Source organism: Raoultella sp. T31 (assembly GCF_002806725.1).
Taxonomy (GTDB): domain Bacteria; phylum Pseudomonadota; class Gammaproteobacteria; order Enterobacterales; family Enterobacteriaceae; genus Klebsiella; species Klebsiella electrica.
Window position 1 is genome coordinate 55,209 of sequence record NZ_PIBO01000019.1, and the last position, 17,402, is coordinate 72,610.

General features: G+C 56.3%; 16 protein-coding genes. 2 read left to right on the plus strand and 14 right to left on the minus strand.

The annotated features are described in order from the left end of the window. Window positions 1–35: 35 nt before the first annotated feature. Both CWM52_RS14495 and CWM52_RS14500 read right to left on the minus strand, forming a co-directional pair. A complete protein-coding gene (locus tag CWM52_RS14495; RefSeq protein WP_100684742.1) occupies window positions 36–1,910 on the minus strand; it encodes a TRAP transporter large permease subunit in 1,875 nt (624 codons plus the stop codon). A gap of 74 nt (window positions 1,911–1,984) precedes the next feature. Further along, complete coding sequence (locus CWM52_RS14500) at window positions 1,985–2,941, minus strand: TRAP transporter substrate-binding protein (RefSeq protein ID WP_227521304.1); 957 nt, start codon at window positions 2,939–2,941, stop codon at window positions 1,985–1,987. 567 nt (window positions 2,942–3,508) lie between these two features. On the opposite strand from CWM52_RS14500, the gene gabD reads away from it, so the two are divergent. Further along, window positions 3,509–4,957 carry an NADP-dependent succinate-semialdehyde dehydrogenase gene (gabD, locus tag CWM52_RS14505; RefSeq protein ID WP_100684744.1) on the plus strand — a complete coding sequence of 483 codons (1,449 nt, stop codon included), beginning with the start codon at window positions 3,509–3,511 and terminating at the stop codon, window positions 4,955–4,957. A gap of 140 nt (window positions 4,958–5,097) precedes the next feature. On the opposite strand, the gene crl is transcribed toward gabD, so the two are convergent. The 3 genes from crl to gpt all read right to left on the minus strand — a co-directional run bounded on the left by crl (window position 5,098) and on the right by gpt (window position 7,364). Further along, window positions 5,098–5,496, minus strand: a complete 399-nt coding sequence (crl, locus tag CWM52_RS14510) for a sigma factor-binding protein Crl (RefSeq protein ID WP_100684745.1) — start codon at window positions 5,494–5,496, stop codon at window positions 5,098–5,100. Window positions 5,497–5,553: 57 nt separating this feature from the next. After that, window positions 5,554–6,798, minus strand: a complete 1,245-nt coding sequence (gene frsA / locus CWM52_RS14515; RefSeq protein ID WP_100684746.1) for an esterase FrsA — start codon at window positions 6,796–6,798, stop codon at window positions 5,554–5,556. Window positions 6,799–6,905: 107 nt separating this feature from the next. Continuing rightward, on the minus strand, window positions 6,906–7,364 hold the full coding sequence (gene gpt, locus CWM52_RS14520; RefSeq protein ID WP_004858267.1) for a xanthine phosphoribosyltransferase: 459 nt from the start codon (window positions 7,362–7,364) through the stop codon (window positions 6,906–6,908). 257 nt (window positions 7,365–7,621) lie between these two features. Between gpt and pepD the strand changes: the two genes are divergently transcribed. Then, window positions 7,622–9,079, plus strand: a complete 1,458-nt coding sequence (gene pepD, locus CWM52_RS14525) for a cytosol nonspecific dipeptidase (protein ID WP_100684747.1) — start codon at window positions 7,622–7,624, stop codon at window positions 9,077–9,079. Between the two features lie 40 nt (window positions 9,080–9,119). Here pepD and CWM52_RS14530 read toward each other — a convergent pair whose 3' ends face one another. The 9 genes from CWM52_RS14530 to CWM52_RS14570 form a co-directional block, all read right to left on the minus strand. Further along, on the minus strand, window positions 9,120–9,572 hold the full coding sequence (locus CWM52_RS14530) for a GNAT family N-acetyltransferase (protein ID WP_416308809.1): 453 nt from the start codon (window positions 9,570–9,572) through the stop codon (window positions 9,120–9,122). 5 nt (window positions 9,573–9,577) lie between these two features. Next, a complete protein-coding gene (gene dinB, locus CWM52_RS14535) occupies window positions 9,578–10,633 on the minus strand; it encodes a DNA polymerase IV (protein ID WP_100684749.1) in 1,056 nt (351 codons plus the stop codon). Between the two features lie 511 nt (window positions 10,634–11,144). Next, window positions 11,145–11,360, minus strand: coding sequence for a (Na+)-NQR maturation NqrM (gene nqrM, locus CWM52_RS14540; protein WP_004858255.1), 216 nt, complete (start codon window positions 11,358–11,360; stop codon window positions 11,145–11,147). Between the two features lie 2 nt (window positions 11,361–11,362). Then, window positions 11,363–12,586 carry an NADH:ubiquinone reductase (Na(+)-transporting) subunit F gene (gene nqrF, locus CWM52_RS14545; protein ID WP_100684750.1) on the minus strand — a complete coding sequence of 408 codons (1,224 nt, stop codon included), beginning with the start codon at window positions 12,584–12,586 and terminating at the stop codon, window positions 11,363–11,365. A gap of 11 nt (window positions 12,587–12,597) precedes the next feature. Beyond that, window positions 12,598–13,197, minus strand: a complete 600-nt coding sequence (gene nqrE, locus CWM52_RS14550) for an NADH:ubiquinone reductase (Na(+)-transporting) subunit E (protein ID WP_100684751.1) — start codon at window positions 13,195–13,197, stop codon at window positions 12,598–12,600. 3 nt (window positions 13,198–13,200) lie between these two features. Further along, window positions 13,201–13,839: an NADH:ubiquinone reductase (Na(+)-transporting) subunit D gene (locus CWM52_RS14555; RefSeq protein WP_100684752.1), complete on the minus strand. Its 639-nt coding sequence runs from the start codon at window positions 13,837–13,839 to the stop codon at window positions 13,201–13,203. Then, window positions 13,832–14,626, minus strand: coding sequence for a Na(+)-translocating NADH-quinone reductase subunit C (locus tag CWM52_RS14560; protein WP_100684753.1), 795 nt, complete (start codon window positions 14,624–14,626; stop codon window positions 13,832–13,834). The genes CWM52_RS14555 and CWM52_RS14560 overlap by 8 nt, the downstream gene beginning before the upstream one ends. Next, window positions 14,619–15,857: an NADH:ubiquinone reductase (Na(+)-transporting) subunit B gene (locus CWM52_RS14565; RefSeq protein ID WP_100684754.1), complete on the minus strand. Its 1,239-nt coding sequence runs from the start codon at window positions 15,855–15,857 to the stop codon at window positions 14,619–14,621. Before CWM52_RS14565 ends, CWM52_RS14560 begins: the two co-directional genes overlap by 8 nt. Window positions 15,858–15,860: 3 nt before the next feature. After that, entirely contained in the window at window positions 15,861–17,204 is a 1,344-nt protein-coding gene (locus CWM52_RS14570) for a Na(+)-translocating NADH-quinone reductase subunit A (RefSeq protein ID WP_100684755.1), read from the minus strand. Window positions 17,205–17,402: the final 198 nt, after the last annotated feature.

Consider the following 17,402-nt stretch of genomic DNA (forward strand, 5'->3'; position numbering starts at 1 on the left):
AAATAACGGTATACTGCTGACGACTGGATTCACAATTAATAACCCGCGAGCCCCGGTAACCATGTGGTTAATGGCGGCACCATTGCCACGATAATAATCCCGACAAAGACCACCGCCAGATATTTTGCCATTGGCCGAATAACGTGTTTCATCTCCACGCCGCAAATGGCGCAAGTGGTATAAAGGCCAAGCCCGACGGGCGGTGAAAATAAACCAAAACCCATTGCCATAATCATAATGATGCCGAAATGCAGCGGACTGAAGCCCAGTTGAACGGCGATCGGCACCAGAATGGGCGCAAAGATAATCAGCGCCGGGGCGCCTTCCAGAACGGCGCCGAAAATAACCAGAATAACGATGGTCAATAGCAGAAACAGCCAGGCTCCCTGCCCGACCCCAATGCTGACCAGTAATTCCGCTATCTGCTGCGGGATCATCTGGATCGTCAGCGCATAGGAAAGGCTGGTGGCGCAGGCGACGATAAACAGCAGCACGCCGGACATGGCGGCAATATCGATAAACATTTTTACCGTTGCTTTGAACGTCAGTTCACGAAACGCAAGGCGGCCGACAACGATGGCGTAAATCACGGCAAAAGCGGAGATTTCTGTCGAAGTGGCGATCCCCATCATGACGCCGCGACCAATCATAAAGATCATGACCAGCCCAACGGCGGCGCCAAGATAGAGCTGCGTACGCGGCCGTAATACCGGATAGGCTTCACTAACGTTGATCTTGCCGCCAAACCGATTAGCGGCAATCATCAGCAGCACCAGCAGGCAGGCGGCGGGCACCAGACCGGCAATAAACAGCGCGCCAATCGAGATATTCGCCACAAAGCCCATGACAATCAGATTGACGCAAGGCGGGATCGTTTCGGCCATCACGGCCGAGGCGGCGAACACCCCGGCGGCCTCTTCGCCATCCTGCTTAGCCCGACGTACCGCGGGCATCAGCACGCCGCCAACCGCCGCAACATCTGCCAGCTTGGAGCCGGAGATCCCGGAAAAGAAGGCCATCGACAGCACGGTGGTCATGTTGAGGCCACCGCGAAAACGCCCCATGCCACGCACGATAAGTTCAACGAGCCGCGTCGACATCCCGTTGATTTCCATGGCGGCACCGGCAAGCAGGAAGAACGGAATAGCCAACAGTACGAAGTGATCCACCCCCGCCGCAACCTGCTGGGAGAAAAAGACAAACGGTAATGACGGATCGCAGATAAAGAACACCATCGCCGACAGGCCAAGGGTAAACGCAATCGGCACGCCGGCGAGAATACCGAGCGCAAAGCAGATGAGCATTAGCCCGGCCGCAGCGCTGGCGGGATCGGCCATCAGCGAGAGTTTCATATAGCCAACGGCCGCCAGAGCCACAATGCCAAGGCCGCTGAACAACACAACCCGCATGCGTTCTCGCAAGGCAAGCTCCAGCGCCGCCACCATCATAACCAGTGAGCCAATCAGCACCGGAATGACATAGATTGTCTGCGGTAAACCGGTCTCCGTGGTTTGCAAGCGCGCGGCCTGCACCAGGTCGTAACTGGAAACCACGAGCCCAGCCGAGACCAGGAACAGGATCCAGCGGCTGGCATGAACGACATAGGGCCGGATCCGTTCAGGCAGGAAACGCAGGAACAGATCGACGCCAATATGACCCCCTTTCGCCGTTGAGGTGGCCACGCCGAAAAATACCAGCGCAATCATCAGCGCGCGGGCCACCTCTTCAGCCCAATGAATGGGCGAGTGCAGCGCATAACGCCAGATAACGGATGCGAATACCACCAGCACATTGATAAACAGCACCAGCGCCCCGGCCCAGGCGGTTAAGGTAGTTAAAAACCGGCTCAGCTTGCCCAATAGCGCAAGGACAATACACTCATCCTTTGCTTTAACAGAGATATCAGCCATGTTGAATCTTCTCCACAAGATTGCCAATCTCACCGCTTAACCCTGCCGCCGCGCGGCCGGGCAAGCAGCGCCTGTCATGACGGGTCTTTTGCCGCCGCGGTGATTTCATCAACGATGGGCTTCATATCCGGATACTGGTTGAGAAACGACTGCCATACGGGCTGCACCTGCTGATAGAAGAACTGGCGATCGGTTTCGCGGAACGTCACCCCTTTTGCTTCAAGGTTCTTTATGGCTTGCTGTTCTTTTTTGCCCGCTTGCAGGCGTTCATAATCCGTTGCCTCTTTCGCCGCCGCCAGCACGTCCGCACGCAACTCCGGCGGAATTTGTTCGAAACTCTTTTTATTCATCGCAATCATCAGCGGGTTGTAGCTGTGGCGAGTCAGGGTGCCGTTTTTGACGATTTCATAATATTTGCTCGCATAAATCGTCGGGGCATCGTGCTCCACCCCGTCAATAACGCCCATTTGCAAACTGGAATAGACTTCGCCGCCCGGCATAGGGATCGCCACCGCGCCCATATGGTTTAGCGTGGCGATGAAATTAGGCACCGGTAACACGCGAATTTTCAGGTTTTTTAAATCCTCCGGCTTTTCGATCGCCTTTTTGGTATAAATATTACGCGCGCCTAAATTGAAGCCATAGCCGAGCACCATCACGTTGGCTTTATCCATCATTAAGGCGGAGAGTTTTTCCCCGGCGCTGCCATCCAGTGCTTTCCCTACCTGATTGTAATCTTTAAATAAATAGCCCAGATCCAGGACGCCCATTTCAGGCACCAGCGTGGCCCAAATGGATGTACCGGAAATCATCATATTAATTGCGCCAATGCGAACCTGCTGCGTCGCATCAGCCTCTTTCCCCAACATGCCATTGGCAAAATAATTGAGCTTAATTTGCCCTTTCAATTTCGCATTGTTGTTGAGGTTTTCCTGAAAACGGCTGAACCAGATGTAGTGCGCCGAGGAGTCGTCCGCCGGGAGAGAAGAATAAACGCGGAAGTTGAGAGCCGCATGGGCCAGGGTACTCACCGCACTCCCGACTATCAGGGCCGAGCTCAAACAAGCAAAAGCTAAAATACGTCTGGCCGAACAAAACTGTGTCATTTTCATCATCGTTATCCTTTCACGTACCGTTGAGGTGTCTGTAGCACCTTCGGGCCTCGCTAAATCGCCAGGGACTTCAGTCATAACCGGAGAGTAAATTTCTTCTGTAACGTTTTAGTGTAACGTTACAGACCGTATTCGCCTCACCAGATAAAAGCAAGTTGCTAACCCCCGTCACCGCGCATGATGTGTGAATTTTGTGGCTGGCGTCGCGAATTCAGGAGCAGGTTTTACATCGTAAAACGCCGTCATCGCTGTTTAGTCACTGTTTAGTCGCCGCTGTCATCTGAGTCTGGCGACTACACTAAATAAAGACAGGCGTGCCTGACGGGGGTATCGACGAAGAGGGCCGGAAGGGTCTTAGCGGGCATGACGCGGGTTCGCGTCGATTGCCGTTGCTAAACGTGAAGGCTATCGCAAACGCCGCTTTTCATTCTCCGTTACGCTGGAGCACGCCGTTCACCCGTTAACGTTCTGAGACAGGAAATAACCATGCAACTGAATGACCTAACCTTATTCCGCCAGCAGGCATTTATCAATGGTGAGTGGCGAGATGCCCTCAGCAGCGATGTCATTACGGTGACCAATCCGGCGAACGGAGAGGTGCTGGGCTCAGTACCTAAAATGGGCGCAGAAGAGACCCGCGACGCTATCCAGGCCGCCCATCGAGCCCTTCCCGCCTGGCGACAGCTAACGGCAAAAGAACGGGCTGCTATCCTGCGCCGTTGGTTCGATCTGATGATGGCAAACCAGGACGATCTGGCCCGGCTGATGACCCTCGAGCAGGGTAAACCGCTGGCGGAGGCAAAAGGCGAGATTGGCTACGCCGCTTCATTTATCGAATGGTTTGCCGAAGAGGGAAAACGCATTTATGGCGATACCATTCCCGGCCACCAGGCCGATAAGCGCCTGATCGTGATTAAACAGCCGATTGGCGTTACCGCCGCGATCACGCCGTGGAACTTCCCGGCGGCGATGATCACCCGTAAAGCCGGTCCGGCGTTAGCGGCTGGCTGCACGATGGTACTCAAACCCGCCAGCCAGACCCCTTTTTCGGCACTGGCGCTGGCCGAGCTGGCCAGACGTGCCGGGATCCCTGACGGCGTATTTAACGTGGTGACCGGTTCCGCCAGCGCGGTGGGTAATGAACTGACCGGCAACCCGCTGGTGCGTAAGCTGTCGTTTACCGGCTCGACGGAAATCGGCCGCCAGCTGATGGCACAGTGTGCCCAGGACATCAAAAAAGTGTCGCTTGAGCTGGGCGGTAACGCGCCGTTTATTGTGTTTGATGATGCCGATCTGGATAAAGCGGTAGAAGGCGCCATGGCCTCGAAGTTTCGTAACGCCGGGCAGACCTGCGTCTGCGCCAATCGTCTGTACGTGCAGGACGGAGTTTATGAGCGTTTTGCCGGGAAACTGCAGCAGGCGGTGGAACAGCTGCGCCTCGGCGACGGCCTACAGGCGGGGGTCACAACCGGACCTTTGATTGATGAGAAAGCCATCGCCAAAGTGCAGGAACATATTGCCGATGCCGTCGGGAAAGGCGCCCGGGTCATCACCGGCGGGAAAGTGGATTCCCTCGGCGGCAACTTCTTTCAGCCGACGATCCTGGTCGATGTTCCGGACGGTGCAAAAGTGGCGAAAGAAGAGACCTTCGGCCCTCTGGCCCCCCTGTTCCGCTTCACAGATGAAGAGGATGTCATCCGCCAGGCCAACGATACCGAATTTGGCCTCGCCGCCTACTTCTATGCCCGTGATTTGAGCCGCGTTTTCCGCGTCGGCGAAGCGCTGGAGTATGGAATTGTCGGTATCAATACCGGGCTGATTTCCAACGAAGTCGCCCCGTTTGGCGGCGTGAAGGCTTCCGGTCTGGGCCGCGAAGGCTCGAAGTATGGTATTGAAGACTATCTGGAAATCAAATACATGTGTATTGGCCTTTAATCGACGCCGGCCCCGAAACGCCACATAGCCCGGCATATCGGCTGCCGCCATCCCGGAACAGAAGAGAAGCCCGTGAATAAAAAAATCCACGCTCAAAGCGCGTGGATGTTTTTAGATTGCAGCCGAAAGACGATGAGCCATCAGGCCCGCAGTCTGAGCGGCTCGCTAAAGTCATCGGCGGGTTCCAGCTTCAGGCTGAATGTCGCCAGCAAGGCGTTAGCCCGGTCGTGGAAATCGCGTAGCGTTTTCTCAAGTTTCTCGCTGACTTCCGGATCGTCGATAGCGACCGGTCGCCAGACCCCTTCTTTGTCGAACAGGCCAAACTGATAGCTGTAAGTGAAGCGTGATGCCTGTGCTTCCATTTCCATCCACCATCCCCAGAACTCTCGTTTTTCCGGGGCGGGTTTTACATTGACGCAAACTGCCAGACAATCGAAAAAGAAGCGGTTGTCTTCACACTGTTCTTCGCGAATATAAGGGCCAAGAGCCGTGAATTTCTTAATCAGCTTACTCTTGAGGTGTCCACTCGGTAACGTCATTGCGATCTCCTTTAGTGATGCAACTGTTTTACCAAATCAATAAAATTTAGCAATATATTAACCAAATCTATGATTGATCCAGCGGGCAATCTGGCGCAATGCGTGATCGAAATTGCGATAAACGGGCTTAAATGGAATCTCAAGCAGCTTGCCATCGGCGGACGACGAGGTAATTAAGCGCGATTCCTCTTCCGGGCTGAACGGATCGTTTTTCCAGAAGCCTGACAGCATCGGCGTCGGACAGCGGCGGCCCAGCAACCCCTGGGTTTTTAATGAGTAGCGGTTCAACTCTATGCGCAATGCTTCATCAGACGCATCGTGCATGCCCAGCCGCGAGGCCAGAACGTCGAGATACATTTCCGGAACCCGGCCCTGATGCAGCGGATCCACCAGCAGGTTATGCACGACCGGCCCCAGACACGCCACGGCTTTTAAGCGCTGCGGCTCCAGATAGCCCAGGCGGACGGCGACATTCGCCCCAAAACGGAAACCAAACGCGGCAACCCGGGTATGATCGACCCACGGAACATTCTCCAGGTGCCGCAACGCATGCTGATGCAGCAGGCTGGTATCCTGAGTGAGTTTCCATTTTGACGAGAAGCCCGTCGAAGGCATATCCAGCGTCAGCATGGCGATCCCCAGCGGCGCAAAATAGTTCTCATACAAGCTGTAGTAGTCCGTCTGCAGCGCATCCAGACCACCGCACATCAGGACCACCGGGAACGGGCCTTCGCCTTTCGGCATATGTAAAAAGCCGGTCACCGGCGCGCCGCCGGGCACAGGAAACTCCAGCTCGCGCAACTCGCCCGGCAGGCGTTGTGCCGCCTCTTCATAAGCGCGGTTAGCCAGCGCCTGCGCCTGCTCCGCCAAATCGTCGCCTTTAATATGCGGATAGGCGGCAATGCTGTAGAGATTGGAGGCATGCAGCCAGTGGCGCCCGCTGGTCAGCGGATCGGCTTCCTGCCCGGCCTTTTGCTGCCAGATCATCGCCTGTTTGGCCCATTCGAAAATCCAGTTGCCGCCACGATAGCCCACCACGGTGTCATAAAGCCCCGGATCGGTACGCTCAGCATCGCTCATCACAATGCGCGCCTGCACATCGAGGATCTCCTGTGGCGTCACCCCGCGCCAGATCCACATCAGCCGGTTAATCAAGCGATACCAGTGCTCGACATTGCTCCCGTCGAGCGCGGAGTGGATCGGCTGTTGCGAACCCGACGCAAACCGGCGCACCAGCGTAGAGGTTTCTGGATGTTTGAATCGAGGTTTAAACAGTGTTTCGCTAAGGTTAGCTTGTGACATGTGCAGCCTCCATCGTGTTGCCACTCCGGGCTATTGTAACCTGCATACGGGCAAAAAAAACCACGCCCGGCATAACCGGGCGTGGTAAATAGCACTCACCTTATGAATTAACGACCTGAGATCGGCGGTACGAACACCACGCCCATATCCCACGGTTGTTCAATCCAGGTATCCTGCGGAATATCAACAACATAATCATCAACCAGCGGACGACCAGCCGGTTTAGCAAAAATAGTAACGAAGTGCGCTTTTGGGTACATTTCACGAATAGCGACGGCGGTACCGCCGGTATCAACCAGGTCATCGATCACGATGAAACCTTCACCATCACCTTCAGCGCGTTTCAGTACGGTCAGCTCACGCTGGTTATCGTGGTCGTAGCTGGAAATACAAACGGTATCAACATGACGAATACCCAGTTCACGCGCCAGTAATGCGCCTGGTACCAGACCACCGCGACTCACGGCAATAATGCCTTTCCATTGTTCAGAAGGCATCAGACGATTGGCCAGTTTGCGGGCGTGAATCTGCAACATGTCCCAGGTGACGACGTATTTTTCGCTCATGTGAAGTGTCCCAGCCTGTGTTATACGGCTTAAATGATATTCGAGGGGGAAAATGGTTGCGCGAGATTATAGAGATCTGACGCACTAAAAACCAGTGTTAAGCGGCCTCCCCGGCGCTTTTTGCGTTGTTTCCACTACCAGTCGGCGTGGAAAGTGGTATTCTCAACCCCACCGCGCAAGCCTGCGCCTGTTGTATTTTTTATTGCTAACCCTCGACCTGTAAAAGACTTTTGCAGGCGATCGTAAGGAGACTCATCGTGTCTGAATTGTCTCAATTATCCCCGCAGCCGCTCTGGGATATTTTTGCCAAAATCTGCTCCATTCCCCATCCGTCCTATCACGAAGAACAACTCGCTGAACACATCATGGGCTGGGCAAAAGAAAAAGGCTTACACGCTGAACGCGATCAGGTTGGCAACATTCTGATTCGTAAGGCCGCAACGGCCGGTATGGAAAACCGTAAACCGGTTGTTCTGCAGGCGCACCTTGATATGGTCCCGCAGAAAAACAACGACACTGTTCACGACTTCACCAAAGATCCTATTCAGCCATATATCGATGGCGAGTGGGTCAAAGCGCGCGGCACCACGCTGGGCGCGGATAACGGCATCGGTATGGCTTCTGCGCTGGCCGTGCTGGCTGATGACAGCGTCGTACATGGTCCTCTGGAAGTCCTGCTGACTATGACCGAAGAAGCCGGCATGGACGGCGCATTTGGTCTTCAGGCTAACTGGCTGCAGGCCGATATCCTGATCAATACCGATTCTGAAGAAGAGGGCGAAATCTATATGGGTTGCGCCGGCGGTATCGACTTTACCTCAAACCTGGCCTTGACCCGTGAAGCGGTTCCGGCGGGTTTCCCGAGCTTTAAACTGACCTTAAAAGGGCTGAAAGGCGGTCACTCCGGCGGCGAAATTCACGTCGGTCTGGGGAATGCCAACAAGCTGCTGGCCCGCTTCCTCGCAGGCCATGCGCAAGAGCTGGACCTGCGTCTGGTGGATTTCAACGGCGGTACCCTGCGTAACGCCATTCCACGTGAAGCTTTCGCCACCGTCGCCGTCGCGGCCGACAAAGTCGATGCACTGAAAACGCTGGTCGCCGCCTATCAGGACATCCTGAAAAACGAACTGGCGGCGAAAGAGAAAAACCTGGTGCTGCTGCTGGACTCTGTCGCCAACGACAAAGCGGCCCTGACCGCGCAATCCCGTGACGGCTTTGTGCGTCTGCTCAACGCCACGCCAAACGGCGTGATTCGTAACTCTGACGTGGCAAAAGGCGTTGTAGAGACCTCGCTGAACGTCGGCGTGGTCACCATGACTGACGACAATGTTGAGATCCACTGCCTGATTCGTTCGCTGATCGACAGCGGCAAAGACTATGTGGTCAGCATGCTGGATTCACTGGGTAAACTGGCGGGCGCGAAAACCGAAGCCAAAGGCGCATACCCAGGCTGGCAGCCGGACGCGAACTCGCCGGTGATGCATCTGGTGCGTGAAACCTATCAGCGTCTGTTCAACAAGACGCCAAACATCCAGATTATTCACGCCGGTCTGGAATGCGGTCTGTTCAAGAAGCCGTACCCGAATATGGATATGGTCTCTATCGGCCCAACCATTACCGGCCCGCACTCCCCGGATGAGCAGGTGCATATCGAAAGCGTCGGCCAGTACTGGACGCTGCTGACGGAACTGCTGAAAGCGATTCCGGCGAAGTAAGTTACGGCAATAAACGGTCCGGATAGCGACGCATGGCGCCTTATCCGGGCTGTCTCACCTTCTCCATCCGGTAATTAATCAACGTCTCGCCGCGTACCACCACCTGCTGTTCTTCCACGACCCTGAAACCATGCCGTTCAAAACACGGTTTTGCCGTAATGCTCGCGGCTACCGTCAGGGAACCGTGCGGTATCCGGGTAAACAGTTCCTTGAGTAGCGAGCTGGCAATCCCCCGACGGCCATACTCCGGCGCCACAAACAGGAGATCGATATAGCGGTCCACGGCGGTGATAAATCCCACCGGATGCTGGTCAATCACTGCGACCCACACCACAGAATCCCTCATTTTGAGTCGCCAGCGGGCCTCGTCAACCTGCGCCCAGGCGGCTATCTGGCGGGGGGAATAATCATGGCAGGCGGTCTCTTGTACTGCGCGCAGAAAAAGGGCGCACAGCGCCGTAAAGTCGTCGTCGTGATAGGGTCTGATCTTCAGCATCGTTATAATCCCAGTACCAGTTGCCGCTCCAGTTGGGGATCGAGCAGCGTCACGTGTAGCCCCACCAGCCGTACTCCACGGCCGCCCCGCCGTTCGTGCCAGGCTTTGTAGGCGGTGGAGAGCAAATCCTCTTTATTCAGGCGCGGCCAGACGTGCTCCTGAGTGGTCAGCTGAAAATCATTGAATTTCAGCTTTATCCCCTGACGGGCAATCAGCAGGTCCGGTTTGACCTTCAGCAACCGCCGCTCCAGCTCCTGATAAAGATTCTCGATGATGGTCTCACAGGCAGACCACTCATGGATATCCTCCACCAGCGTACGTTCAACGCCAACCGATTTACGCTGTCGGGTGTTGTTGATCTCCCGCTCATCAATTCCCTGGCTACGCTCCCACAGGATACGACCAAATTGACCAAAGCGGCGAAGCAACATGGCGAGGTCGCTTTTCTGCACATCTTCGCAGGTGCGCAGCCCCATGCTTTCCAGCTTTGCGGCCGAGACTTTCCCCACGCCGGGGATCTTCGCCAGCGGCAGCGTTCGGACAAACTCCGCGACCTGATGCGGTGCAATCACAAACTGACCATTGGGTTTATTCATATCGGAGGCGATTTTCGCCAGAAATTTTACCGGCGCGATACCGGCGGAGGCGGTCAGCTGAAGCTCGTGATAAATGCTCTGGCGAATCTCTTCCGCAATCAGCGTGGCAGAGCCCTGGCAATGTACGCTATCGCTGACGTCGAGATACGCCTCATCCAGAGACAGCGGTTCAATCAATGATGTGTAGCGAGAGAAGATTTCCCGGATATGGGACGAGGCCTGTTTGTAGGCATCAAAGCGGCCGGGCAGCAGGGTTAAATGCGGGCAAAGCTTGAGGGCCATCGCGGTTGGCATCGCGCTACGCACGCCAAATTTGCGCGCAGGATAGTTGGCCGTGCTGATCACGCCCCGCTGTACCCGGCTACCGCCGATGGCAATGGGGATATCACGCAGGGCTGGATTATCCCGCATTTCCACGGCGGCAAAAAAGCAGTCCATATCGACATGGATAATTTTGCGCATACTCAGCCCTCAACAATTACTGGTTAAGTATACAGTAAAATAACAAGCAATGAGAAGTGCGGGAATGGGGCTGCGAGAAAGGCTGCCCGGCGGCACTACGTTTGCCGGGCCTACAAAACCACAGAATAACAGGCCGGATTAGCGCAGCGCCTCCGGATGTTTTGCCCGGCGGCACGGCGTTTGCCGGGCCTACAAAACCACAGAATAACAGGCCGGGTTAGCGCAGCGCCACACAGCGTTTTGCCCGGCGGAATGGCGTTTGCCGGGCCTACAAAACCACAGAATAACAGGCCGGGTTAGTACAGCGTCACCCGGCATTTTTCCCGGCGGCACGGCGTTTGCCGGGCCTACAAAATCACAGAATAACAGGCCGGGTTAGTGCAGCGTCACCCGGCATTTTGCCCGGCGGCACTACGTTTGCCGGGCCTACAAAACCACAGGATAACAGGCCGGGTTAGCGCAGCGCCAACCGGCGTTTTGCCCAACGGCACGGCCTGTAGAAACGGCAAATTCAGAGGATCCGATTTTGCTGGCGCTGCGCTTCGCGAGCCATGCGCTTTTTACGTGCGTCGCAAGGCTCCGGGCAGTCGCAGACTTTCTCAAGCCCCAGCGATGAAATGCCGCCGCAGCTGCCCTGGAGACTTTTACGCTTTATCAGATATCCCAAAGACATCCCCAGAATAACCAGCGCGAAAATGACAAAGGTTGCCACAAACACCGTCAGCATCATCAACCTCCAAAGTCATCCAGCATGATGTTGTCATCCTCAACGCCAAGATCTTTTAGCATCTTGATCACTGCGGCATTCATCACCGGTGGCCCACACATATAAAATTCGCACTCCTCCGGGGCCGGGTGATCGCGCAGGTAGTTTTCATACAGCACATGGTGAATAAAGCCGGTGTGGCCGTTCCAGTTATCTTCCGGCAGCGGGTCGGAAAGCGCCACGTGGAAGGTAAAGTTCGGATTTTCACCTGCCAGCTGCTCAAACTCATCGCCATAGAACATTTCACGCAGCGAACGCGCACCGTACCAGAAGCTAATTTTGCGCTTGCTGTGCAGCCGTTTCAGCTGATCGAAAATATGCGAACGCATAGGCGCCATTCCGGCGCCACCGCCGATAAAGACCATCTCGGCGTCAGTCTCTTTCGCGAAGAACTCGCCAAACGGCCCGGAAATCGTCACCTTATCGCCGGCTTTCAGCGACCAGATATACGAAGACATGATCCCCGGCGGCGCATCCGGCACTTTCGGCGGCGGCGTCGCGATACGTACATTGAGCATAATGATGCCCTTCTCATCCGGATAGTTCGCCATCGAATAGGCGCGCAGCGTCGGCTCTTTAACCTCGGAAACATAGCGGAAAAGGTTAAATTTATCCCAGTCCGCGCGGTACTCGTCCGGCACGTCGAAGTCAGCATACGCCACCTTGTGCGACGGACACTCGATCTGGATATATCCCCCGGCGCGGAACGGCACCACTTCGCCGTCCGGCACGCGCAGCTTCAGCTCTTTGATAAACGTCGCTTTGTTATCATTGGAGATAACGTCACACTGCCATTTTTTAACGCCAAAAATCTCTTCCGGCAGCGCGATCTTCATGTTTTGCTTCACCGCGACCTGACAGGCGAGACGGCAGCCCTCTTTCGCCTCGCGCCTGGTGATATGGGAAAGTTCGGTTGGCAGAATATCACCGCCCCCCTCCTTCACCGTCACCCGGCACTGGCCGCAGGAACCGCCGCCGCCGCAGGCAGAAGAGATAAAAATTCCGTTGCTGGCCAGCGTATTCAGCAACTTATCGCCCGCCGGGGTGCGGATCTGTTTATCCGCTTCGTTATTGATTTCAATCACCACATCGCCGGCGTTGACCAGCTTCGAACGCGCCACCAGGATCAATCCTGACAGCACCAGCACGATCAGCGTAAACATCACCACGCCAAGAATAATTTCCATATTTTCCGCCCTTATAGCTGCACACCGGAGAATGACATAAAGCCCAGCGCCATCAGACCCGTGGTAATAAAGGTGATCCCTAACCCGCGCAGACCGGCAGGCACGTTGGCATATTTCATTCTTTCCCGGATGCCCGCCAGGGCGACAATCGCCAGCGTCCAGCCGATACCGGAACCGAAGCCATAGACAATCGATTCCGGGAAGTTGTAGTCACGCTGCACCATGAAGGAGACGCCGCCAAAAATGGCGCAGTGCACGGCAATCAGCGGCAGGAAGATCCCCAGCGCGTGGTATAACGCCGGGAAATACTTATCAAGGATCATCTCGAGGATCTGCACCAGCGCGGCAATCACGCCGATAAAAGTAATAAAGTTGAGGAAACTTAAATCAACGCCCTCCGCCAGCGCCCCGTCGCGCAGCACCAGGTTATAGATCAGGTTATTGATCGGTACCGCCAGCCCAAGCACAATGGTGACCGTCAGGCCGAGGCCAAAGGCGGTAGAGACCTTTTTTGACACCGCCAGGAAGGTACACATCCCGAGGAAGAAGGCCAGCGCCATGTTTTCTACGAATACGGCGCGGACAAACAGGCTAAGATAGTGAGCCGTCATCGTTTACTCCTTTTCCTGCTGTTCCGGCTTCCAGCTGCGCAGCGCCCAGATCAGCAAACCGATGATGAAGAAGGCGCTCGGCGCCAGCAGGAACAGACCGTTCGGCTGATACCAGCCGCCGTTCTGCACCGTCTCCAGCACGGTCATGCCAAACAGCTTGCCGCTGCCGATAAGTTCGCGCAGGAAGCCGACAACCATCAGAATGGCGCCATAGCCCAGTCCGTTGCCGATACCGTCCATAAAGCTGGCCAGCGGCGGCGACTTCATGGCGTATGCTTCCGCCCGCCCCATCACGATGCAGTTGGTGATGATAAGCCCGACAAAGACCGACAGCTGCCGGGAGGTCTCATAGGCAAAAGCACGCAGCAGCTGGTCGACGACAATCACCAGCGAGGCCACGATCGTCATCTGTACGATCATACGCACGCTGTTGGGGATGTGATGACGGATCATCGAGATAAACATGCTGGAGAAGGCGGTCACCAGCGTTACCGCAATGGTCATCACCAGCGCGGTTTCCAGTTTGGTGGTCACTGCCAGCGCCGAACAGACGCCCAGCACCTGCAGCGTAATGGGGTTATTGGCCAGCAGCGGCCCCACCAGCACGCGCTTCATCTCTTTCATATCGCCTGCTTCAGCCATTATTCAGTTCCCCCTCACGCACTCTTTTCAGAAACGGGCCGAAGCCCAGTTCGCCCATCCAGAAATCAAAGCTATGCTGTACGCCATTCGCGGTCAGCGTCGCCCCGGACAGGCCGTCAACGGCGTGGATATCCCCCGGGTGCGCCCCGCCCTTCACCACCCTCAGTGCCGGGTGGCCGCTATCATCCAGCACCTGCTTGCCAATAAACTGCTGACGCCAGTTGGGATTTTCCACCTCGCCGCCCAACCCCGGCGTTTCGCCATGATCGTAATACGTCAGCCCTTTAATCGTACGACCATCGGTGCCCAGCGCCACGAAGGCGTACATCATCGACCACAGACCGTTGCCGTAAATCGGCAGGATCACTTCCTGAATCCGCCGCTGCTCATCGCGCACGAGGTAAATTTCGACGATATTGCTCCGACGTTTGATACCCGCCGGATCCTGGCTGGCGTCCAGCGTAATGCTCTGCTCAGGATCTTTCAGCGCCTGCGCCTGATTGAACTTGCCCGGATCCTTGTCCAGCAGCTCGCCGCTGGCTAAATTCACCAGTCGCGGGGAGATGCGGGCAGCAAAAACGGCCTCCACCTCGTCAGCGCTCATCCTCGGCGTCATCAGCCCGGACACGGCGAGGATATTGCGTTGTTTGTCCAGCTCGCGCTGCTCCTGCTGGCGAGACTTCAGACCCACGGCGGAGCCGGCGACCACGATGGAGCAGACCAGGCAAAGCACCAGCACCACCAGCAGCGTTTTGCCGGTGCTATCGTTACTTTTCTTCTCAGCCACGCGACTTCCTCCGTTTAATATTGGCCTGCACCACCAGATAATCGAACAGCGGTGCGAAGAGGTTGGCGAAGAGGATCGCCAGCATCATCCCTTCCGGATAGGCCGGGTTAACCACCCGAATCAGCACGCACATCACGCCGATCAGCAGGCCATAGCCCCATTTCCCTTTATCCGTAAACGACGCCGACACCGGGTCGGTCGCCATAAACATCATGCCGAAGGCGAAACCGCCGAGCACCAGATGCCAGTACCACGGCATGGCGAACAGCGGGTTAGTGGCGGAACCTATCAGATTGAACAGCGTCGCCGTGGCAATCATGCCGATCATCACCCCGGCGACAATGCGCCAGGAGGCAATACGCCCAAAGAGAATAATCGCGCCGCCAATCAGGATCATCAGCGTCGAAACCTCGCCGATGGAGCCCGGGATATTGCCGAGGAACGCCTCCATCCAGCCGATCGGCTGGCCGCTGGCGACATTGACCAGCGTTTCACCGCCGCCGCTCGCCCACTGAGAAAGCGGCGTGGCGCCGGAGAAACCGTCCGCCGCCGTCCACACCAGATCGCCGGAGATTTGCGCCGGCCAGGCAAAAAACAGGAATGCGCGCCCGGCCAGCGCCGGGTTAAGGAAGTTACGCCCGGTACCGCCGAAGATTTCTTTGCCAATCACCACGCCAAAGCTGATGCCCAGCGCCGCCTGCCACAACGGCAGCGTCGGCGGCACAATCAGTGCGAACAGAATGGAGGTAACAAAGAAGCCTTCGTTGATTTCGTGCCTACGCACGATGGCGAACAGCACTTCCCAGAAGCCGCCGACGATAAACACGGTGAGATAAATGGGCAGGAAGAACACGGCGCCCAGCCCCATCATACTCAGCCAGCCCGCATTCGGGCCAAAGTCCACCCCCAACTGCTGCGCCACGCTATAGTGCCAGTGGCTGGCGATCACCTGCTGCAGTTGCTCCGCGCCGTAGAGTTTGTGCAGCGCCGGGATGGTTTGCAGACCGACGTTATACATGCCCCAGAACATCGCCGGGAACACCGCCAGCCACACCAGGATCATCATACGCTTGAGGTCGATGGCATCGCGGACGTGAGAAGCCCCTTTCGTCACCTGGCCCGGCGTGTAGAAAATGGTCGCCGCCGCCTCATACAACGGGTAGTACTTTTCCAGTTTGCCGCCGTGGGTGAAATGCGGCTCAATTTTTTCCAGCAGATTTTTCAAACCCATCACTTATCCTTCCTGCTCAATGCGGGTTAAGACGTCACGCAGCAGCGGGCCGTATTCATATTTTGCCGGGCAGACGTAGGTGCAGAGCGCTAAATCCTCTTCATCCAGCTCGAGGCAGCCCAGCGCCTGCGCGCTGTCGCTGTCTCCCACCAGCAAGTCTCGCAGCAGATGCGTCGGCAGAATATCCAGCGGCATCACGCGTTCGTAGTTGCCGATAGGCACCATCGCACGCTCGCCGCCGTGGGTATCCGTTGAGAAATTGAACAGTTTGTGTTTGAGAAAATGTCCGAGCGTGGTGCGGGTAATCGAAAACTTGTCTTTTCCCGGCATCGCCCAGCCAAACAGCTCCTTCTCGCGCCCTTCCTTCACCACGCTCACCTGCAGGTGATAGCGGCCAAGGAACGCATACGGCCCCTGGGCGTGGATGCCGCTCAGCACCGAGCCGGAAATCACCCGGCTTTCACCGTCCAGCAGCTCACCGGCCAGCAGTTCATCAAGACTGGCGCCGCAGCAGGTCTCGATCAGCCGCGGCTCTTTAACCTGCGGGCCCCCGAGCGCAATCACCCGTTCGCTGTAAAGTTCCCCGTCGAGAAACAGCCGGCCAATGGCGATAACATCTTGATAGTTAAGATGCCAGACCTGTTTGTTCAGGCTGACGGGCTCAAGGAAATGGATATGGGTGCCTGCCAGCCCGGCCGGATGCGGCCCGGCAAACTGGTTAAACGTCACCTTCCCTGACGGGTGGCCGCCAAGCTTGCCGCCGCTGGCCTGACAGACATGCACTTTGCCATCCGTCAGGCTGGTGAGCACGGTGAGCCCCGCGTCAAAGGCCTCACGTCGGGCCAGAATAATCGGTTGCGGATCTGCCGCCAGCGGGTTGGTATCGATAGCGGTCACGAAAATCGCCGCCGGTACGCTGCCCGGTGCCGGTGTTTTGCTGAACGGACGGGTGCGAAATGCCGTCCATTGGCCGGACATCAGCAGCTGCTGCTGCACGGTTTCCCGCGATAATCCCGCCAGGTCGCCTGGCGCATAGCGGGAAAAAGAGACCGCCTCATCGCCATCGACATCGATAACAATGGATTGCAGAACCCGACGTTCGCCGCGATGGATGGCGCCAATCACCCCAGCCGCAGGTGCGGTAAAGCAAACGCCGGGGTTCTTTTTGTCTTCGAACAGGGTTTGTCCTTTTTGTACCCGCTCACCTTCGCGAACCATCATGGAAGGGCGCATACCGACGTACTCTTCGCCCAACAGCGCGACGCGTTTAACCGCAACTTTCGAAGTAATCTGCTGTGATGGCATGCCAGCTATGGGCAAATTAAGCCCTTTTGTGATTTTAATCATATTGTTAGCAGGTATCCGTAATCTAAACCCCCGCCATCAGAGCGAGGCCAGCAACATGGATGGGAAACCAGAGAAAAAAGGAAAATCGCGGTCCTGGTGACGCGCAAGACGGGAGAGAAGCATCCTTTCTTACCCTGATCGTTAATCAACGTAAGTGTAACATTTTGTGAGCGAAGGCTGTAGATAAACCACGACTAA